At 72.8% G+C, this 19,985-nt stretch carries 18 protein-coding genes and 1 pseudogene; 6 read left to right on the forward strand and 13 right to left on the reverse strand.

The genetic code is table 11. From position 1 onward, the window contains the following. Positions 1 to 210 precede the first annotated feature (210 nt). A complete protein-coding gene (locus IE198_RS29485; RefSeq protein WP_189892075.1) occupies positions 211 to 1,731 on the forward strand; it encodes a peptide MFS transporter in 1,521 nt (506 codons plus the stop codon). Positions 1,732 to 1,808: 77 nt separating this feature from the next. Here the strand turns inward: IE198_RS29485 and IE198_RS29490 are convergent, their stop codons facing one another. From IE198_RS29490 to IE198_RS29515, 6 genes are all read right to left on the reverse strand, one after another. Beyond that, the gene (locus IE198_RS29490) at positions 1,809 to 3,176 is read right to left on the reverse strand and encodes a hypothetical protein (protein WP_189892077.1); all 1,368 of its coding nucleotides are present in this window, start codon (positions 3,174 to 3,176) and stop codon (positions 1,809 to 1,811) included. Between the two features lie 14 nt (positions 3,177 to 3,190). Beyond that, positions 3,191 to 4,162, reverse strand: coding sequence for a hypothetical protein (locus IE198_RS29495; protein WP_189892134.1), 972 nt, complete (start codon positions 4,160 to 4,162; stop codon positions 3,191 to 3,193). 476 nt (positions 4,163 to 4,638) lie between these two features. Further along, entirely contained in the window at positions 4,639 to 5,379 is a 741-nt protein-coding gene (locus tag IE198_RS29500) for a COG1470 family protein (RefSeq protein ID WP_189892079.1), read from the reverse strand. Between the two features lie 3 nt (positions 5,380 to 5,382). Next, positions 5,383 to 6,066 (reverse strand): peptidase, encoded by a 684-nt coding sequence (locus IE198_RS29505; RefSeq protein ID WP_189892081.1) that lies wholly within the window; start codon positions 6,064 to 6,066, stop codon positions 5,383 to 5,385. 131 nt (positions 6,067 to 6,197) lie between these two features. Next, positions 6,198 to 6,710 carry an ATP-binding protein gene (locus IE198_RS29510; RefSeq protein WP_189892083.1) on the reverse strand — a complete coding sequence of 171 codons (513 nt, stop codon included), beginning with the start codon at positions 6,708 to 6,710 and terminating at the stop codon, positions 6,198 to 6,200. A gap of 180 nt (positions 6,711 to 6,890) precedes the next feature. Beyond that, the gene (locus tag IE198_RS29515) at positions 6,891 to 7,259 is read right to left on the reverse strand and encodes an STAS domain-containing protein (protein WP_100111151.1); all 369 of its coding nucleotides are present in this window, start codon (positions 7,257 to 7,259) and stop codon (positions 6,891 to 6,893) included. 283 nt (positions 7,260 to 7,542) lie between these two features. Between IE198_RS29515 and IE198_RS29520 the strand changes: the two genes are divergently transcribed. The 4 genes from IE198_RS29520 (at position 7,543) to IE198_RS29535 (ending at position 10,606) form a co-directional block, all read left to right on the forward strand. Then, on the forward strand, positions 7,543 to 8,448 hold the full coding sequence (locus IE198_RS29520; protein ID WP_229834458.1) for an RNA polymerase sigma factor SigF: 906 nt from the start codon (positions 7,543 to 7,545) through the stop codon (positions 8,446 to 8,448). Positions 8,449 to 8,636: 188 nt separating this feature from the next. Further along, complete coding sequence (locus IE198_RS29525) at positions 8,637 to 9,851, forward strand: DegT/DnrJ/EryC1/StrS family aminotransferase (protein WP_189892138.1); 1,215 nt, start codon at positions 8,637 to 8,639, stop codon at positions 9,849 to 9,851. A 108-nt stretch (positions 9,852 to 9,959) separates the two neighbouring features. Further along, positions 9,960 to 10,166 carry a hypothetical protein gene (locus IE198_RS29530; RefSeq protein ID WP_189892086.1) on the forward strand — a complete coding sequence of 69 codons (207 nt, stop codon included), beginning with the start codon at positions 9,960 to 9,962 and terminating at the stop codon, positions 10,164 to 10,166. Further along, positions 10,163 to 10,606 carry a DUF8471 domain-containing protein gene (locus tag IE198_RS29535; RefSeq protein ID WP_189892088.1) on the forward strand — a complete coding sequence of 148 codons (444 nt, stop codon included), beginning with the start codon at positions 10,163 to 10,165 and terminating at the stop codon, positions 10,604 to 10,606. Before IE198_RS29530 ends, IE198_RS29535 begins: the two co-directional genes overlap by 4 nt. A gap of 75 nt (positions 10,607 to 10,681) precedes the next feature. Here IE198_RS29535 and IE198_RS29540 read toward each other — a convergent pair whose 3' ends face one another. From IE198_RS29540 to IE198_RS29555, 4 genes and pseudogenes are all read right to left on the reverse strand, one after another. Then, positions 10,682 to 11,395 (reverse strand): polysaccharide deacetylase family protein, encoded by a 714-nt coding sequence (locus IE198_RS29540; protein ID WP_308426869.1) that lies wholly within the window; start codon positions 11,393 to 11,395, stop codon positions 10,682 to 10,684. Between the two features lie 84 nt (positions 11,396 to 11,479). After that, positions 11,480 to 12,829, reverse strand: a complete 1,350-nt coding sequence (locus tag IE198_RS29545) for a glycosyltransferase family 2 protein (RefSeq protein ID WP_189892090.1) — start codon at positions 12,827 to 12,829, stop codon at positions 11,480 to 11,482. Positions 12,830 to 13,268: 439 nt separating this feature from the next. Continuing rightward, positions 13,269 to 14,344, reverse strand: a pseudogene (locus tag IE198_RS29550) (GNAT family N-acetyltransferase). A gap of 136 nt (positions 14,345 to 14,480) precedes the next feature. Continuing rightward, entirely contained in the window at positions 14,481 to 15,170 is a 690-nt protein-coding gene (locus IE198_RS29555) for an aspartate/glutamate racemase family protein (RefSeq protein ID WP_189892092.1), read from the reverse strand. Between the two features lie 93 nt (positions 15,171 to 15,263). On the opposite strand from IE198_RS29555, the gene IE198_RS29560 reads away from it, so the two are divergent. Continuing rightward, positions 15,264 to 16,139 carry an NAD(P)H-binding protein gene (locus IE198_RS29560; protein ID WP_189892095.1) on the forward strand — a complete coding sequence of 292 codons (876 nt, stop codon included), beginning with the start codon at positions 15,264 to 15,266 and terminating at the stop codon, positions 16,137 to 16,139. On the opposite strand, the gene hutI is transcribed toward IE198_RS29560, so the two are convergent. From hutI to IE198_RS29575, 3 genes are read right to left on the reverse strand one after another with little or no spacing between them, the layout of a single operon-like run. Further along, entirely contained in the window at positions 16,136 to 17,383 is a 1,248-nt protein-coding gene (gene hutI, locus IE198_RS29565; RefSeq protein WP_189892097.1) for an imidazolonepropionase, read from the reverse strand. The genes IE198_RS29560 and hutI overlap by 4 nt on opposite strands. A 17-nt stretch (positions 17,384 to 17,400) precedes the next feature. Then, the gene (locus tag IE198_RS29570; protein WP_189892099.1) at positions 17,401 to 18,738 is read right to left on the reverse strand and encodes a formimidoylglutamate deiminase; all 1,338 of its coding nucleotides are present in this window, start codon (positions 18,736 to 18,738) and stop codon (positions 17,401 to 17,403) included. Further along, entirely contained in the window at positions 18,729 to 19,919 is a 1,191-nt protein-coding gene (locus IE198_RS29575) for an allantoate amidohydrolase (RefSeq protein ID WP_189892140.1), read from the reverse strand. The genes IE198_RS29570 and IE198_RS29575 overlap by 10 nt, the downstream gene beginning before the upstream one ends. Positions 19,920 to 19,985 lie beyond the last annotated feature (66 nt).

Consider the following 19,985-nt stretch of genomic DNA (forward strand, 5'->3'; position numbering starts at 1 on the left):
GACCTGACGCAGTGAATGACCTGTTGGCCGGGCTCCGGGTGCGAGACAGCGTCCGGGGCGTGGATCCCGGTGCGGACCGTTCCAGCCTCCGAATCCCACGGAGGAGCCCCCGAGAGGCGTGGGGGTGGACCGCCGTACCGGTGCCGGCCTCCCCCCACCGGGCGCGTACCGCTCACGAAGCACCGCGTCCCGAGCAAACAAGGATCGACCATGGCGTCCAGCCTGACGAAGGACTCCTCCAGTACCCCTGGCAGCGAGAAGACCTTCTTCGGCCACCCCCGCGGCCTGGCCACTCTCTTCCTGACGGAGATGTGGGAGCGCTTCAGCTACTACGGCATGCGCGCCCTTCTCGTGTACTACCTGGTCTCGGGCGGCGCCGACGCCGCTACCGGCAGCCAGGGCGGCGGCCTTGCGATGACCGCGGCCACGGCCACGGCCATCTACTCGGTGTACCTGTCGATGGTCTACCTGATGGCCATGCCCGGCGGCTGGTTCGGTGACCGCGTCTGGGGCGCCCGCAAGACCGTGACCATCGCCGCCACCGTGATCATGCTCGGTCACCTGTCGCTGGCCCTGCCCGGCCAGGCGATGTTCTTCGTCGGTCTGGCCCTGGTCGCCGTCGGCTCCGGCCTGCTGAAAGCCAACATCTCCACGATGGTGGGCCACCTCTACGACGGGCCCGACGACCCGCGTCGCGACGGCGGCTTCACGCTCTTCTACATCGGCATCAACCTGGGTGCCTTCGTCGCCCCGCTCGTCATCGGCACGGTCGGCAAGGAATACAACTGGCACCTCGGCTTCGCGCTCGCCGCGGTCGGCATGGGCCTCGGTCTCGTCCAGTTCCTGTTCTTCACCCGCCATCTGAGCCCGAAGAGCAGCGAGGTGCCCAACCCGCTGACGCCGCAGGAGCGCAACAGCGTCCTGGTCAAGGTCGTCGCGGCCGTCGCGCTCGTCGCCGTCTTCTACGCCGCCGTGGTCGCCCTGGGCATGTACACCCTGAACTGGGCGCTGGTGCCGCTGACCCTCGCCGGTCTGGTCATCCCGATCGCCGTCATCGTCCGCATCAAGCGCGACAAGGAGCTGACCGGCTCCGAGCAGTCCAAGGTGAACGGATACGTCTGGTTCTTCGTCGCCGCCGCCATCTTCTGGATGATCTACGACCAGGGCGGTTCGACGCTGTCCCTGTTCGCGGACGACAAGACAGCCGGCTCCGTGCTCGGCTTCGACTTCTCCGCCACCTGGTACCAGTCGCTGAACCCGCTGTTCGTCATGGCGCTTGCACCGGTCTTCGCCTGGCTGTGGCTGTGGCTGGCCCGTAGGAACCAGGAGCCGAACACCATCGTGAAGTTCGCGATGGGCCTGGTGCTGGTGGGCGCCTCGTTCTTCGTCTTCGTCGTGCCGATGGGCATGGCGGGTGACGGCACCAAGGTCTCCCCGATGTGGCTCGTCTCGATCTACATGATCCAGACCATCGGTGAGCTGTGCCTGTCCCCGGTCGGTCTCTCGGTCACCACCAAGATGGCACCGCAGAAGTACGCCAGCCAGATGATGGGTGTCTGGTTCCTCGCCGTCACCGCCGGTGACTGCACCACGGGTCTGCTGTCCATCGCGGGCGTAGACCTCAACGGGACCGGGATCATCGCCATGCAGGCGACGCTGGCGGTCGCCGCGGGTCTGGCGATCTACATGTACCGCAAGAAGGTCCAGGCGCTCATGGGCGACGTGCACTGACGCGCCGCGCTCCGCAGGCCTCGGAGGGCCGCCGCACCGGGTTCGGTGCGGCGGGCCCTTTGCCGTTGGCCGGTCCGTCAGCGGGTGCCGCGCAGACGCTGCCACGGGGTGAAGGTGAACACCGCGCCGCCGAGCAGGATCACCGTGCCGGCGACGAGGGCCAGGGCGTGGAGGTCGCCGGTGTCCTCGGCGCCGGTCTCGGCGAGGCCGCCGGAGGTGCCGCCGGTTCCGCCCGTTCCGCCCGACGTTCCGCCGGATGCGGTGCCGCCACCGGTGCTCGTGCCGCCCGGCGCGCCGCCCGGCTGGGCCGCCGTGTCGAGCTCCAGGGAGACCGGCACGTCGGCGGGCGGGGTGCAGGTCGTGGTCGTGCCCAGCGCCTTGACCGTCAGCACGCCGGGGCTGAGCGTCGCCCTGCCGGACGCGCCGGGCTTGTATGTGCCCGTCAGGTCGGGGATGTCGATGGGGTCGCCGGACTTGATGGGCTCCTTGTTGGTCGGGCCCTCGACATGGACGAAGCCCTTGTCGGCCCCGCCCAGCTCGACCTCCATCGAGGGCTCGACGGAGTCGGCCGGAATATCGGCAGGGCTGTCCATCACGGACTTGGAGAACTTCACGGTCAGGTCGTAGTTCCCGCCGTTCTTCCTGGCGTCGATACGGACCGGGGAGACGGCGTTCTTGTCACCGATCGGGGTCTTGCAGGCGTACGCGACCTCGACCTCCTTGCCCTGGAAGTCGGTCGGGGCGGGGTCGCCGCCGCCGGTGGTGCCGCCGGAGGAGGTGGTTCCGCCGGACGTCGTGCCGCCGGAGGTGGTACCACCGTTGCTGCCGCCGGACGTCGTACCGCCGTTGCTGCCGCCGGAGGTCGTACCGCCGGACGTCGTGCCCCCCGAACTCGTACCGCCGGAGGTGCCGCCTCCGCCGTCCTTCACCTTGATCCTCGCGCCGGCCTGGATCGTCTCCTTCGGCGAGCACCTGGTGTCCGTCGAGATCGGCTTCGAGACGTTGATGCCGTACGCGCCCGGCGTCAGCGTCACCTCGCCGGCCTTCTCCAGCTTCAGGGTGCCCTTCATGTCGGGCAGGATCATCGGACTGTTCTTCGGTATCGGCGGGTTCTGACGCGGGCCCTCCATCTTCAGCTCGCCGCTCGCCGCGCCGCCCAGCGTGATCGTGCCGGTCGGCTTGACCGTGTCCTTCTGCAGGTCCAGCACGTCCGGGTTCTTCGAGGCGGCCTGGACGGTCTTCCACACCACCTCGACCTCGTCCCCGACCTTCGCCTCCGCGGGCGCGGTGATCTGCACCTTGGTGGTGCCCTGCACGGGCGGCAGGCCGGAGATGGGCGGCGGGATGCACTCCGTCGCGTACGAGACCTCGGCGGCCTGGGCGGGGCTCGCGGCCAGCAGGATCCCCGCGCCGCCGAGCATCAGCGCGACCCCGGCCGCGCTCATCCTCCGTTGCGTACTCACGAATGTCCCTTCGTCGTGGATCGGCTCTCTGACGGTGCGGAGTCAGGGACTTGCGGTGGTGTTTCGTTCCGTGCCGTTGCCGGTGAGGGTGTTGGTGCGGGGGTGGAGCGGGCGTGGCGCGGTTTGGGGGGCCGTACCTTGTCGACGACCGCCATGCCGATACGGAACACGGCGGCCGGTACGACGAGCGCGAGCAACACCCGGAAGACCGTCACGCCCCAGGGCATCGGCACACCCCAGGGCTGCTCCGCCAGGACCTTGTTGCCGTACTTCACGGAGATCGAGTAGTCGCCGTGCGCGCCGGCCGAGAGCTGCACGGGCAACTCGATGCGGGCCTTCTCTCCGGGCCTGATCGTGCCGCGCCACTGCTGCTCCTCCCACTGCGGGGCGAACACGCCGTGCGCGGTGCCGATCTGGAACACCGGATCCCGGACGGGGGCGGTGCCGAGGTTGCCGACGGTGAACCCGAAGGTCCGGGTGGGCGGGGCACCGAAGAACACGAGCAGGCCCGAGTCGCCCTCGAGCCGGGTCGTGGTGAGCATCGCGAGTCTCCCGCCGCCGGTCTGCTCCGGAAGCGGCGCGGTCGGGTGCCCGGCCACCACGAACTCGACGTCGACGAGCTGCTGTTCGCCCGTGACGGTGGCGACGTGCACGACGCAGGGACACGGAACGGGCGGCTCGGCCACCGGGACCTTGCTGGTGAACGAGCCCGCCGAGTCGGTGGTGACGGCGCGGCCGTCCGCGTTGGCGCAGGAGTTGGTGCCGCCGATCACGCCCGTGGCGGGGGTGGCCCGGCCGCAGACGAGGAGCATGAGGAGTGTGCCGGGCCGCCAGTGGGTGCCGCTGACGGAGAGGTCGCCGCCCTTGCCGGCCTGCGGAGCGGAGAGTTTCACGTCGGGGGCGGACGGGGCGGCGAGAGCTGGGGTGGTGGCCGGCAGCAGGAACAGGGCGGCGGCGACGGCGGTCAGGGCGCGGCGGGCAGCCCTTCCCCCACCCCACCCCTCCCCGGAACCGCGGGCGGGCCCCCGGGCCCCCGGTCTCCGTGGGGGCTTCTCCCCCCATCCCCCCGCCCAGGCAGCTTCGCGCCGGGCACCCACGGCCGGGGCGGCCCCAAGGCGGGCGTCCGGCGGCGGCCAGGCAGTCCGGCGCCGCAGCCGGCGGGACACCCGAGCGGTCGGGTGGCTCGCCCCGGGCGCGCCCGGGGCGGGCGTCGCACAGCCAGTGGCCAGGCTGTGCGGGCCGGGCACGGACGGGGCGACGAGTCGCCTCAGCGCCGGCCAGGCGCCAGCCGGGCAGCGCGAGACGGGCGCGGACAGGGCGACGACTGCCCCCGGAGCCGGCCACCAGGCAGTCGCCAGGCGGCGCAGGCCCGGCGCGGCGCGGTGCGCGATGGGCACCGCGCGGCGGCGCGGGGCGGGGGCGGACAGGGACAAGGGGGGCATCGTCAGCCTCCTGCTCTCTTGGCGCGGCGGCGGCGGAACCACAGAGGGGCGGGCAGGAGCAGGAGGAGCGGAAGCAGGGCCGGCCAGGGGACGAAGGTCTTCGACAGCGTCGACTCCGCGTGCACGCCGCCTGCCGCCGTGATGTTCAGGCGGAGGTCGACGGCGTCCAGCGTCGGAGCGTCCCAGCGCTCGGTGAGCGAGACCCGGCGCGCGGGGTCAAGCGGGTCCAGTTCGCGGGGCGGGTATGTGGTGGGGGCGCTGAGGAGACCGTCGGTGTGGAGGGACACGCGCGGCGACAGGGGCGTGTTGCCGCGGTTGACGAGCGTGTAGCGGACGGATCCGCCGGAGTAGGACACGTCCTCGACCGTGAGCGCCGGGACCTTCGGGCCGCTCACGCGCAGATGGATCCGGATCGGCTCCGACCGGCCGCCGGCCGACGTCGTGATCGTGGCCGTCCGTTCGCCGGGGGGCGTGTCCGCGGGAACGGTCACCGTGAAGGGGACCTCCGCCCGGGTGCGGGCCGGGATCGTCACCTCGTCGACCGCGAGGGCGATCCACGGCGTCGGGGCGCGGGAGGCACGCAGCCCCACGGTGAGCGGCTGCGAGCCCCGGTTCATGACAAGAACGCGGTCCTCGAGCACCATGCCGGGGCTGCCTTCCAGATACACGTACTCACGCCCCGGCTCCCAGCCGGCCGTGGGCGGCACGGCAAGGGCGAGTACGAGCGCGAGCGCGGCCCGCACGGGTCAGCCCGCGGCCCGGCCGTCGGACGTACCACCGTGCGCGCTACCGCGCCGCGTCAGCCACAGCACACCGGCCGCCCCGGCCAGCAGAACCGTTCCGCCGAGCGTGCCGAGCGCCATGGCCGAGTCCAGCGGGCCGGTCTGCGGCAGTTCCGAGGAATCGGTGCCGCTGGTGCCGCCCACCGCGGTGACGTCCAGCTCGAGGGAGGGCCGGGGGCTGTTCTTCGGTGTGCAGGTCGTGGTCGTACCGAGGGCCTTGATCGTCAGCACGCCCGCAGTGAAGGTGACCTTGCCGCTCTTCTTCGGGGTGTACGTACCCGATAGGTCGCTGATCCTGATCGGCGTCTCCGCAGGGACGGCCGCCGCATTGGGCGGGCCGGACACCTGCACCTTCCCGGTCTCCGCGCCGCCGAGTTCGATGACCGCGCTCGGATTCATGGCGCCCTTGCCCAGCTCGACCGGGCTGGAGGAGACGCCCTTCTGGAAGGACATCGTGAGCTTGTACGCGCTGCCGCTCTTCACGGCCTTGATGTCGATCGGCGAGACCGCGCCCTTCGGGCCGATCGGGGTCTGGCACTGGTAGTCGACGTCCACGACGGCCGCCTGCGCGGTGGGGGCGCTCATCAGCACCACCGGGCCCGCCACCGCTGCTGCCAGCGCGAGAGCTGTTCGTTTCTGGTACGACACGTCGGTCCCCTCGGCCGCAACGGTAACTGACGACACATCAGATCGGGCGCTCAAGGTACGCCGGAGGCCGTGGGGAGGGAAGACAAAGAGCACGCCGTATCGACGTGCTCCACAAGAGATTCAAACGGTGCTCACGCGGGCGCGGCGAGCTCCGCCCACACCGTCTTGCCCGGCGAGCCGGGGGTACGCACGACCCCCCAGTCCATGCAGAGCCGCTGGACGATGAACATGCCGTGCCCTCCGGGCCGCCCCGCGCGGTGCGGTGTGCGCGGCGAGGGGTGCCCGGCTCCGCGGTCGGCGACCTCGAGCCGCAGCACCTTGCCGTCGCAGCCGACACGCAGTTCCTCCGGGCCCTCGGCGTGCAGACAGGCGTTGGTGACCAGTTCGGAGACGACGAGGAGCACGTCCTCGGCGGCGGCCCTTCGGTCGGCCGTCGCGGCGGGCAGCCATCCCCAGTCGTGGAGCGCCTGCCGCGTGAAGTCACGGGCGAGCGGAACGATGCCGCTGGCCGCGCCCAGGGCAAGACTGCGCACGGCACCCCCGGGCACACCCAGGGACGCCGGGACGGGTACGGCCGGTGCCGCGCCGGCGCCACCCGGCTCGGGGCCGAGGTCGCCCGGCTGTTGCTGCCGGGTGGTGCTCATCAGCGCTTCACCTCACCGATTCACCGTTTCACCAGTTCGCCATGGTTCAACTAAGCAGTTTCCATACGCAGAGAGTGCTGGGCGTTCAACGTTCTGCGGGGTTCTCCTGCCCGACCGAATCGTGACAACACCCACTTGGTCGACACGGTCCGCGTGACGCGGGCAACACGGGCCGGTCCGTCAGTGGACCAGGGCGTCCTCGAGGGAGTCGTGCACGGTGAAGACCGCGTCCGCACCGGTGATCTCGAAGACTCGTGCCACCACGGGCAGCATCCCGGCCAGATGGACCCCTCCCCCGCCCGCCTCGGCCTTCAGCCGGGCGCCGAGCAGGACGTTGAGCCCGGTGGAATCACAGAACTCCAGCTGTGAGCAGTCGATGACCAGTCGTACACGGCCTTGCTCCACCGCCTCCTCCAAGGGCACCCGCAGCAGGTCGGCGGTGTGGTGATCGAGCTCACCCGCCGGTTTCACAATCTCGCTGCGCCCCTCGGTCCGAACGTCGACCTGAAGCCGGCCCCGATTCACGCTGCCGACCGTCTCACGGTCCATGCCGTCCCTTTTCGCCGTGTCGTTCACTGCGTCGTCCACCGTGTCCTGCCTCACATCAGACACCGTCGACGGACAGCGCTGACGCCCGTCGAACCCTACGCCCATCCTGGGGCCCTCCGGTAGCCGAACCAACCGACAATACGGACAAAGTAAAGATACGCCACTTGCGATCGTCGTGGCCGACCCGGTAGGGCTAGTAGGGACACAACCAACACGGCCGGCTTTGGAGGCGCCGCTCACCGCAGCAGCATGTATGGGCTTCGGCAGCCATATGCCGAGAACGATGGAGGAGACCATGTCACCCCGGCTCGACGAAACGCGTACCCCCCACGCGCCGTCGACACTGTCCACTCCCACCGACGAGACGGTCGCGGAGCCGCAGGGCCTGGAAGGCCTTCCCGAGATCCCGCCGTTCGAAGAAGTAGGAGCGCTGGACGCGCGAGAACTGTCCAAGACGCTCTTCGCACGCCTCGTGTCCCTCGAGGAGGGCACGCACGAGTACGCGTACGTCCGCAACACGCTCGTCGAACTGAACCTCGCGCTGGTCAAGTTCGCCGCCTCCCGGTTCCGTACCCGCAGCGAACCGATGGAGGACATCGTCCAGGTCGGCACGATCGGCCTGATCAAGGCGATCGACCGCTTCGAACTCAGCCGCGGCGTCGAGTTCCCCACCTTCGCGATGCCGACCATCATCGGCGAGATCAAGCGCTTCTTCCGCGACACCAGCTGGTCGGTGCGGGTGCCGCGCCGCCTGCAGGAGCTGCGGCTGGACCTCGCGAAGGCCGGCGACGAGCTGTCCCAGCAGCTGGACCGCGCGCCCACCGTCGACGAGCTCGCCCAGCGGCTCGACATCGGCAGGGACGAGGTCGTCGAAGGCATGGCCGCGAGCAACGCGTACACGGCGAGCTCGCTGGACGCCCAGCCGGAGGACGACGAGTCCGAGGGCGCCCTCGCCCACCGCATCGGCTACGAGGACCACGGGCTCGAGGGCATCGAGTACGTCGAGTCGCTCAAGCCGATGATCGCGGGCCTGCCGCCGCGGGACCGCCAGATCCTGTCCCTCCGGTTCGTCGCCAACATGACGCAGGCGGAGATCGGCGAAGAACTCGGCATCTCTCAGATGCACGTCTCCAGGCTGCTGTCCCGCACGCTGAACAGGCTCCGCAAGGGACTGACGCTCGAGGAGTGAACCGGGACCGCTTCAGGTGCCTGCTGCTGCACCGGCCTCGGAAGGGCCCATTCCGTCAAGGAATGGGCCCTTCCTCGTTATTGACGGGGCAGTCCTGATTGGTCCACATTGGCCCAGGAGCAAGTGGGGGGAAACACATGGCTCTTGGGGAGGGCTGCCCACAGGCGTACGCACCGCTCGAAGAGCTGATGCGGCGTCGCCTGGGCAGGGATTGCCTGTACGTGCCGTCATGCCGTCTCGGGCTCTACGTCGCGCTGCGACACTGGTGCCCGCCCGGCGGCCGGGTGCTGATGTCGCCGGTCAACGACGACGTCATTTTCTTCGTGGTGCTCGCGGCCGGGCTGCGGCCCGTACAGGCACCGTTACGGGCGGACGACGGGACCATCGACACCACGGCCGTCCCGGATTCCGTGTGGGACGGCCTGTCCGCCGTCCTCACCACCAACCTGTACGGCAACCCGGACCCCGCCCCGGAACTGCGTGCCCGCTGCGACCGGTTGGGCATCCCGCTCCTGGAGGACGCGGCGCACGCCATCGGCACGGTGGTGGCGGGGCGGCCGGTCGGCAGCTTCGGTGACGCGTCCGTCTTCAGCCTCTCCAAGCACACCGGCGCCGGTACGGGCGGGTTCCTCACGGTCGCCGACCCGGCGGCACGGGAGGAGCTCGCGCGGGCCAGGGACGAACTGCTCACGCCCTCGCGACTGTCGGCGGAGCTGGTGCACGGCCTGCGTCCGTACGCCGAGGCCGCCGTGCGGGGCCTGCGGCTGACCGGTGCGGCCAGGGCGGCACTGCGACTGCTCGGGTTCGAGGAACGCACGGACATCCGGATGGCGCTGAGGCCGGAAGAACTCGCCCGGGCGCTCGCGCCGACGCCGTCGCTCGACGCGTTCGACTCCTGGGTGCGGGTGGACATGCACAGCTACCGGCTCGTGCCCGGCCGGGTCGGGTCACGGCGTACGCAGCGGCTGCTCTTGCGGCTCGACGAACGGCTCGCGGCCCATCTCGCCGGTACCCAGCGGTTGTTGGACACACCGTGGGCCGCGCCACGGCCGGGGCCCGCACAGCCGCTGTTCCGGGTGCCGCTGCTGGTGGAGGACCGTGACGCCGCGGCGGCGGCGCTCGCGCGCCACCGGATCACCGTGGGCCACCTCTACGATCCGCCCCTCGACGTCTACGCGGGCGACCGTTTCACCGACGCGTCGCCGGCCCCGTCCGCCGCGGCCTGGTTCGCCCGCCACGCCCTGCCGGTGGACCCGCTGCAGGCGGACCGGGTCGCGGCCGTGCTGGACCGCTCCGGCGTGCGCCCGGCCCGGCCGCCGGGGGCCGCGTCCGTCCGCGTGCCGACCCGCATACCGGCGAACGTCCTGCGCGACCCGCCCCGCGTGCGGCGGTCCCCCAGGTGACCCACCCGCCCCGCGTCGAGCGCCTGCCGGTGGTCGGCCCGACTGCCGCGGCGCGTGCGCCTTCGGCCGCGGTCGCGGGCGGGCCGGATCTGGGCGCGGCGTCTGCACATGGCGGGCGTGGCGCCGCCGGGCCGGGTGTACTTCCTGCCCACCCGCGGCCAGATCGCGGGCTCCGGGATGAACGGCATGCTCGGCGCCGCGGAGCTGCGCCACATCGAACGGTCCGTCGCCGCCTCTGAGCTGTTCGAGCGGATCGGCGGCAACAGCGCGGGCGTCGTCCACGAACTCAAGCGCACGACAGGAGGCACCCCATGAGACCCCGGTCGCTCGCCTTCAGGCTGCTGCCGCCCCTGGTCGGCTGGTGCGCGGTGGCCGCCGCCGCGCTGCAGGCCGCCTCGCCGCTGCGTGCGCTCCTCGTCGTCGCGTTCCTGCTCGCCGGCCCGGGTGCGGCCGTCGTCCGGGTCTGCGCACCCGCCCTGCGCCGCTACCGCGCATCGGAGCACGACGACGGCTTCGCCCGCGACTCCGATCTGCTGGAGCAGCTCGTACTGACGCTGTTCCTGAGCTTGAGCGCCGCCGTCGTCTGCGCGACCGCGCTGCTCGCCACCGGCGCCTTCAGCGGCCTGCGCGTGCTCATGCTGCTCGCCGCGGCGACCACGCTCGCCGCCTGCTGCCCGCGACTCACGGGCCGGGCTGCGGCCGCCCGCGCTGAGGCGGAGCCCTCCTCCCCACCGGAGAAGGGAACCGTCACATGACCCCTCACGCCGCAGGAACGGCGGGTCATGACCACCACCAGACCGTGCCACGCGGCTGAGCCGGACGCGGTTCGCTCAGCCCGCGAACCGGCGCCCCCGCACCCCGGCGCGGGGGCGCCGGTACAGCCGCCAGCCGACCGTCGGCAGCGCGTCGGGGAACGGCGCGACCCGCGCACCGCCCCCTCCGGCCATCCACGCCTCGACATCCGCCACGGTGTGCGTGCGGCGCACGATGAGACGTGCGACGCGGTACCGCTCGTCGGCCGGTGAGCTCAGCGCGTGCCGCACCGCCGCGGCCGATGCGCAGCCGGCGGCGGCCGCGGCCCCGCGGACGGAACGGCTGTAGCAGCCGTGCGGACGGGCGAGGTGAGCCACCGGATGCCCCGGCACGTCCTCCAGCTCTGCCTTGGGACGGGCCAGTTCCTGGGTGAGCGCGCAGGGCGGGAGGGTGTCGAGCTGCGGATGGGTGTCCGTGTGCGCGCCCACCTCCATGCCGTACTGCTCCAGCAGCGGCGCCTGCGACAGGGTCATCATCGGCGCGGGCGGCAGCGGGCTGGTCCGGCCGGGGGCGATGGCACCGGTGGTGGGATACGCGGTGGCGGGCATACGGCGGCCCGCGAGCGCCTCGGCCGTCGGGCCGGGCAGGTCGGCGAAGCCGTCGTCGAAGGTGAGGACGACGGCCGCGCCGGAAGCGGACCGCCGCCGGTGAGCGCGTCCACGAGCGTGCCGACGGTGACCGGGGTGCGGCCGCTCGCGGCGACGGTGTCGAGATGGGCGGCGAACTGCCATGGGGCGACGGTGAATTCGGCGATCCAGGGGGCGGGTCGTCCATGACCGCGGGGTAGAGGAGAACGGGAATCGTGTCCGTCATCCTCAGCGCCTCCCGGCGCCGACGTCCGGCAGCTGCGCGCCACGCAGCCGCAGCCGTGCGCGTGCGTAGCCGAGCGGTCCGGCGAGCATCCCCAGGCGTTCCAGCCGGGACAGATGGCGCGGCCACGGGTGCTCCTGCGCCCCGTGCAGCCCCGGCGCTGCGCCGGTTCCTGACTCCCGGTGGGCCGTGGCCGCCCGGGCGTGGGCGAGGCCCGCGGGGAGCCGGCGCAGCAGCGCGGGCAGCAGGCCGGGGCGGCGGACCAGCAGGGCGGTCAGAGACGCGGTCAGGCCGGCGCCGTAGCCGTACGACTGGGCGGCCAGGTCCTGCCAGGTCTCCCGGTGGTGGTGCCACACCAGCGCCTCCGGCGAGTAACGCAACCGGTGGCCCGTCGCGAGGACGGCGGCGAACGCGTACAGGTCGTCGCCCCCACGGGCGGGCGTGCCCGTGCCGGTGGCCGGGTCGAAGCCGCCGATGCGGCGCAGCGCGGCGGCCCGGAACGCCATGTTGGCGCCGGAGCCGAAGCTGCCCGCCGCGAACGGGAACAGCGACTGGTCGGCGGGCGGGCACCGCGGATCGTACGTACGCGGAGTGAAGCCCTTGGCGAAGCCGCCGTGGCTCTCCAGCAGGATCTGCGCGGGCGTCCGCAGCCGGGCGGGCAGGATCAGCCCGGTCGTACAGCCGAGCCGTGGGTCGTCGGCGAAGGGCGCGGTCAGCGCGGTGAGCCAGTGCGGGTCGGCGACGACGTCGTCGTCGGTGAACGCGAGCACCATGCCGTCCGCGACGGCGACGCCCCGGTTGCGGGCGGCGGCGAGACCTGGCACGGGTTCGCGGACGTACCGGACGGGGACGGTCTCGAGACCGCTGTACTTGTGCTCGACGAGGTCGCGGGTGGCGGCCGTGACGGGAGCGTTGTCCACGACGACGACCTCGAAGTCCGGATGGTCCTGCGCGAGCAGCGAGTCGAGCGTACGGGCCAGCCGGTCGGCGCCGTCGCGGGTGCCCACGACGACGCTGGTACGCGGCAGGTCGCCGCCGCGCGGTGGCGGGGCGGCCGGCTCACGGCCGGCGAGCTGCGCGCGGGCGGCAGCGGCGACGGCGTCGCCGGCGTTGCGCCCGGGCGGCACGCGGCACACGACGGTGGCCACGGGCCGTCCTCGCAGCCTCACCAACGCGAAGACGTCACCCCTGGGACCCGGTCCGGCCGCCGGCCCGCCACGCGCTCCTGGCCACGGTGTCACCGACCGATCGCCGTCCCGGCCAGGATCCACCGGTCGGGGGCCGTCGTCTCTGTGCGGGGCCGTTTCCCGACCCCGCCCTCCCGCTGCGCCTGGCGGCGTGGGTGGTACCCACATCCCGGAATCGGGGCAGGCCCCCGGCCCCGCTACCGCACTCCGCGCCGTGTCGGGGGTCGCCGGGCGCGCTGAATTCGCGCCGTGGCCCGCCGGTCCCGGCCCCTCGCCGGATGCCGGGCCGAAGGCGAGGACCGGGCCGTCGGGTCCGTCGAGATCCACCTGGACCACCCGCATCGGCGCCGGCGGCCGCGGCCGCCGGGCCGGGTCGGGTCTGCGCGAGCTGCTCAGCATCCGTGTCCCCTCGGTGTACGTACGGTGTGATGCCTGCGGCTGCGGCGCTGTTGCCGATGGGCCGGGCGGCACCACCGACCCGCTCCGCCCCGAAGCGGGACCGCGTGTGCGGCTGCCGCCGCAACGCGGGACGGCGATCAGACCGCCGAGCCGGAAAACGGGCCTGCGGCCTCTCCGTTTGGGACGGCGGCGTTCCCGGCCGCCGTCGTCAGCGTCCGCCCCGCAGCCGGCCCGCACCGTTCAGCGCGCGCCGCGCCTGCGCAGGCGCGGGTGGTCGCGTACGAAACCGTGGGCGCGGCGCACCGGTTCGCGGCCGAGCCAGTACAGCGCGGCGCGGGCGCCCGGTCGCAGGGTCGCGCCCTCGTGGACGCGCAGTTCGCCCGTCTTCAGGGCGTCCTTGGACTCGGCCGCTCCCCGCCCCAGGTCCATCAGTCCGATGCCCTCGCCGGCCGCCGCCTCCGCCATCCGCAGATGCAGGATCAGCCCCGGCGAGAACTTGGCGAACTCGGGGTCGTACGCCGGGAACCAGCAGCACAGCACGGTGCTCGAGCGCAGCCCGAGGTGCGCGGCGACCGGCCGGTTCCCGGCGTACAGCACGGACAGCGTCCCGCGGCAGCCGGCCGCCCTGGGCGACTCGTGCAGCCGGCGCACCAGGGCGCTGATCCACCGCTGGGCGAACCGGTCCCGGCGGCCGGTCCTGCTGTACTGGGCCGACTTCCAGACCATCAGCCAGCGCAGCGCGGCCGGGTCGCGCTCGTCGAAGACGAACCGCACGGCGCCCGCCTGCCGACCCCAGCCTGCGCTCCTTGGAGAGCGTGGTCCGCAGGAACTTGGGGGACCGGACCCACAGTTGCTCCTCGTAAGCGGCGTACCCCGCGCCGATCTCGACGACGGGCGAGCCGAACCCCTCGGCCGCATCCGGTTCGAACAGTTTCTGACCGGCCTCCAGGGTGTCGAACTCCCACGTGGCCAGGGAACAGGCCCGCAGCAGCTCATGCGGGTCGATCCCGAGGCCGGGCCGCAGCACCGCCCCCTGGCGGTCGGACACGCCGAGTCCGATCGCCCGACCCTGCCCCAACGGCCCCGCTCTAGGGAAGAATCCGACCGGTCCCCCGCCCTCCCGCAGCACGGCCACCCTCGCCTGCGCCCGTACCCGGCCGACGGCGAGGGTGACTCGGGCTCCATGAACGGCTTCGCGGGCCCGTCCCCCTGCGCCCGCAGCTCCCGCCAGGTCTCCGTCTGACTCGCGCCCAGCTCCCCAGGCGTCACGACAGTGATCCGCACATCGCTCAACTCGACCCCCCGGTCTCCCCCTTGAGCTTTCAACAAGCTCCCCCGAAGAGGAAGGTACCGGGCGAAATCCCGATACGACAGGGAGCATCACGCTTCTTCTGGCGCGTGCGGCCCCGCCGTGCGCCCCTCAGGCGAGTGCGGCGGCGACAGCCGCCTCCGCGTGCAAACGCGTCGTGGGGAACACCGGGACGGGGCTGTCGTCCGGCCGGATCAGCAGCTCGATCTCGGTGCAGCCGAGGACGACGCCCTCCGCACCGGCGTCCACCAGCTCGCCGATGACGTCCTGGTACGCGGCGCGTGACTCGTCCCGTACAACGCCGAGGCACAGTTCCTCGTAGATCACCCGGTGCACCAGCGCACGCCCTGCGGCGTCGGGCGTGAGCACCTGGAGCCCGTGGCCGGCGAGGCGTTCGCGGTAGAAGTCCTGCTCCATGGTGAACGCGGTGCCCAGCAGGCCGACGCGCCCCAGACCATCGGCCCTCACGGCGTCGGCGGTGGCGTCGGCAAGGTGCAGCAGCGGCACCCGGACGGCCGCCTCGACCTGGCCGGCGACCTTGTGCATGGTGTTGGTGCAGATCAGCAGCAGGTCGGCGCCCGCGGCCTCCAGACCCCTGGCAGCCTCCGCCAGGATCTCACCCGCGTGCTCCCACTCCCCCGCCGTCTGCAGCTTCTCGATCTCCGCGAAGTCGACGGAGTGCAGGACGCACCGCGCCGAGTGCAGTCCCCCAAGCCGGTCCCGTACGAGTTCGTTGAGGAGCCGGTAGTACACCGCGCTGGATTCCCAGCTCATGCCGCCGATCAGCCCGATGGTTCGCATCCGCCCACTGTCGCATGTCGTGCGCCGCGAACCCGAGGCGATTGACGAGACTTGGCGCGACACCGGCCGAGCGTCGCGGGAGAGGACACCGTCATGCCCCCAGTCATCGCAGTCACCGGAGCGAGCGGCCGCGTCGGCGGCCGGGTGGCACGCCGGCTCTCCGGTGCGGACGTCGCGACCCGGCTGGTCGGCCGCGACCCGAAACGGCTGCCGGAACTGCCGGGCGCGGTGCCCGCCCAGCCTGCCGAGTACGGCGACGGCGAGGCGATGCGGCGGGCACTGGAGGGCGCTGGGACGCTGTTCCTGGTCTCCGCACACGAGTCGCCGGGCCGGGTGAAGGAGCACTGCACCGCGGTGGACGCGGCGGTCGCGGCGGGGGTCGAGCGGATCGTGTACGTGTCGTTCACCGGCGCCGCGCCGGACGCGACGTTCACCTTCGCCCGCGACCACTGGCACACCGAGCAGTACATCCGCTCCTGCGGGGTGCGCCACACCTTCCTCCGGGACAACCTCTACCTGGGCGCGATCCCGGCGATGACCGGCGACGACGGCGTGCTGCGCGGCCCGGGCGGCCAGGGCCGGGTCGCCGCCGTCGCCCACGACGACATCGCCGACGCGGCAGCGGCGGTGCTGCTGGACGACACCAGGTCGCACGACAGGGTGGTGTACGACCTCACGGGGCCGGCCGCTTTCACCCTTGCGGAAGCCGCGGAGACGCTGAGCGAGGTCACAGGCCGCACCGTGACCTACCACCTGGAGTCCCGTGAGGAGGCGTACGCCTCACGGGCCGGGTACGGCGCGGAGGAGTGGGAGGTGACCGGCTGGGTCACCTCCTACGAGGCGATCGCCGTCGGCGAGATGGCCGCCGTCTCCGACGCCGTCCCTCGCCTGACCGGCCACCCGGCACAGGGCCTCCGCGACTACCTGGCGGCCCACCCGAGCAGCTGGCGCCATCTGCTCCGTGGCTAGACGACCCGGCGGCCGGCCCGCCAGACCTGGCTGACCAGGGGGACGCCCGGGCGGTAGGCGAGATGGACGTGGCTGGGTGCGTCGAGGAGGACGAGGTCAGCGCGGGCGCCGGGTCCGAGACGGCCGACGTCCGTGCGGCGCAGGGCCGCCGCGCCGCCGGCCGTCGCGGACCAGAGGGCCTCGTCCGGTGTCATCCCCATGTCCCGTACGGCCAGGGCGATGCAGAACGGCACGGAGGACGTGAACGACGAGCCGGGGTTGCAGTCCGTCGACAGCGCGACCGTGGCACCCGCGTCGATGAGCCGGCGGGCGTCGGGCCACTCGGCGCGGGTGGAGAACTCGGCGCCGGGCAGCAGGGTCGCGACGGTTGCGCCGTTCGCGAGCGCGTCGACGTCGGCGTCGGTGAGGTGGGTGCAGTGGTCGGCCGACGCGGCGTCCAGCTCGACGGCGAGCTGCACGCCGGGGCCGTGGGTGAGCTGGTTGGCGTGCACCCGGGGCATGAGGCCCTTGGCCCCGCCGGCCGTGAGGATCGCCCGGGCCTGGTCGCCGTCGAACGCGCCCTTCTCGCAGAAGACGTCCACCCAGCGGGCGTACGGCGCGCATGCGTCGAGCATCTCGCCGGTGACGAGGGCGACGTAGGCCGCCGGGTCGCCGGCGTGATCGGGGGGCACGATGTGGGCGCCGAGGTAGGTGACCTCGTCGGTGTGGCGCGCGGCGATCCGCAGGGCGCGGGCCTCGTCCTCGACGGTGAGGCCGTACCCGGACTTGGTCTCCATGACCGTGGTGCCCTGGCGCAGCGCCTCCGCGAGGTAGTGGGCGACGTTGGCGTCGAGCTGCGCGTCGGACGCGGCGCGGGTCGCGGCGACGGTGGTGCGGATGCCGCCGGCGGCGTACGCCTGCCCCGACATACGGGCGTTGAACTCGGCGGTGCGGTCGCCGGCGAAGACGAGGTGCGAGTGCGAGTCGACGAACCCGGGGACGACGGCCCGGCCGTCGGCGTCGAGCCGATTGTCAGTGGCGGGTGCTTTGCTCTTCTCACCGATCCAGGCGATGCGGTCGCCGTCGATGACGACGGCCGCGTCCTGGATCAGTCCGAGGGGGGATCCGTCACCGAGGGAGGGGTCGTTGGTGACCAGACTGGCGATGTTGGTGATGACGGTGGCCGTCGCCGCGACGGCGCTGTTCGTCGTCGCGGGGGCGGGTGTCGCCGGGGGGTTGTTCGTCGTCTCGGGGCCGCTGTTCATGATGCGGGGTGTCTCCTTCAGCCGTGCAGTGCGGCGATCGCGTCCGTCAGGGCTCGGGGGGCGTCCGGGACGGCGGCGTGCACCCCGTCCCGGACGACATGGCGGCCGCCCACGACCGTATGGCGCACATCCGCTGCCGACGCTGCGAATACCGCCGTCTCAGCTCCCAGACGCGGCGGTGGCCCGGCTGTCCTGACGCTGTCCAGGGCGATGGTCGTGAAGTCCGCGAGCGCGCCGGGCTCGAGGCTGCCGGCCTCGGGCCACCCGAGCGCGGCGTGGCCGTCGGCCGTCGCGGCGCGGAGCAGCGCTGCCGCGGTCCAGTGTCCGCGGGTGCGGGAGCGCAGGCGCTCGTCGAGTTCCATGGCCCGCGCCTCCTCGAAGAGATCGATCACGGCGTGGCTGTCGCTGCCGAGGGACAGCGGTGAACCGGCCGCCTGGAGAGCGGGCGCGGGGCCGATGCCGTCGGCGAGGTCGCGCTCGGTCGTCGGGCACATGCAGGTGCCCGTCGTCGTGCCGCCGAGCAGCGCGATGTCCTCGTCGGTGAGGTGCGTGTTGTGGACGCCGGTGGTGCGCGCGCCGAGCACGCCGTGGTCGGCGAGCAGCCGGGTCGGTGTGCAGCCGTACGCGGCCCGGCAGGCGTCGTTCTCCGCGGTCTGCTCGGAGAGGTGGACGTGCAGCGGCGCGTTGCGCGCGGACGCCCAGGACGCGACCGTCGACAACTGGTCGGCGGGCACGGCCCGTACGGAGTGGATCGCGGCCCCGATCCGTACCTGCTCGCCGTCCTTCAGCGCGTCGGCCCGCTCGGCCCACACGTCCGCCGTGCCGTCGCAGAAGCGCAGCTGGTGGTGGTTGGGCGGCTCCCCGAAGCCCGCGGCCAGATACGCGGTGTCGAGCAGCGTGATCCGGATGCCGGCCTCGCCCGCCGCGGCGATCAGCGCCTCGCCCATCGCGTTGGCATCGGCGTAGGCGACGCCACCCGGCGCGTGGTGCAGATAGTGGAACTCGCCCACCGCCGTGATCCCGGCCAGTGCCATCTCGGCGTAGACCGCGCGGGCGAGCGCGAAGCAGGTGTCCGGCGTGAGCCGGGCGGCGACGTCGTACATCACCTCTCGCCAGGTCCAGAACGTGCCGGAGCCGACCTGCACCATGCCGCGCAGTGCGCGGTGGAACGCGTGCGAGTGGGCGTTCGCGAGGCCGGGGAGCGTCAGGCCTCGCAGCACCTCCGCGCCCGGCGGCGGGGTGTCGGCCCCTTCCCGTACTGCTGTGATCCGACCGTCCCTCACGTCAAGGGCCACGCCCGGTTCGACGCGGGTGCCGAGCCAGGCGTGTTCCAGCCAGTACGTGGTCACCTGCACGCCAGCCCCTCCAGTACGTCGGCGAGTGCCCTCACCCCGGCCAGGCAGTCGTCCTCGTCCGCCGACTCGGCCGGGGAGTGCGAGACGCCGGTGGGGTTGCGTACGAACAGCATGGCGGTCGGGACGGACGTGGAAAGGATTCCCGCGTCGTGTCCCGCACCGGTGCCGAGCACGGGGACGGCGCCGCCGAGGATCTTGTTCAGCTCGTCGCGCAGGGCGTGCTCGAACTCGATCACGGGTGTGAACGACTCCCTCACGACCGCCAGGTCCACGCCGTCGCGCTCCGCGCGCTCCCGGGCGGCCTGCTCGACGGCGGCGACGACCGTGTCGAGCGTGGCCTGGTCGGGGGCGCGGGAGTCGAGCCAGCCGCGGACGAGGGACGGGATGGCGTTGACGCCGTTCGGCTCGACGGAGATCTTGCCGAACGTGGCTACCGCGCCGGCGAGTTCCGCCTCGCGGCGGGCGGCGAGCACGGTCTGCGCGTACGTCAGCATCGGGTCGCGGCGGTCGACGAGCCGGGTGGTGCCGGCGTGGTTGGCCTCGCCGGCGAAGTCGAACCGCCAGCGGCCGTGCGGCCAGATCGCGGAGGCGATGCCGACGGCGTCACCGGAGAGGTCCAGGGCGCGGCCCTGCTCGACGTGCAGCTCGACAAAGGCGCCGATGCGGGCGAGACGTTCGGGGTCGGGGCCGATGGCGGCCGGGTCGTACCCGGCCGCCTCCATGGCCTGGGGGAGGCTGATGCCGTCCGCGTCCTTGAGCTCGTACGCCTTCTCGCGCGTCAGCTGCCCGGCGGCGAGCCGGGAGCCGACGCAGGCGAGTCCGAACCGGGCGCCCTCCTCGTCGCCGAAGTTGGTGACGGCGACGGGGCGGGTGAACTCCGCTTTCCTGCGGCGGAGTTCGTCGAGTGCGGCGAAGGACGACACGACGCCGAGGGGTCCGTCGAAGGCGCCGCCGTCGGGGACGGAGTCCAGGTGCGACCCGGTGACGACGGCGTCACCGGCCGAAGGGTCGCCGAGCCAGGCCCACTGGTTGCCGTTGCGGTCGAGCTCGCAGGCGAGCCCACGGGCTTCGGCCTGCGCCTGGAACCAGGCGCGGCAGTCGGCGTCGGCGGCGGTCCAGGCGTAGCGGCGGTAGCCGCCGGTGTCGGCGGCGCGCCCGATGGTGCGCAGGTCTCGCCACATCTCGTGGAAGGAGGCCGGCTCCGCCGGGCCGCGCCCACCCGTCCCCGGAGCTTCGTCCGGGCGGTG

It is taken from the genome of Streptomyces xantholiticus (genome assembly GCF_014651015.1).
Lineage (GTDB): Bacteria > Actinomycetota > Actinomycetes > Streptomycetales > Streptomycetaceae > Streptomyces > Streptomyces xantholiticus.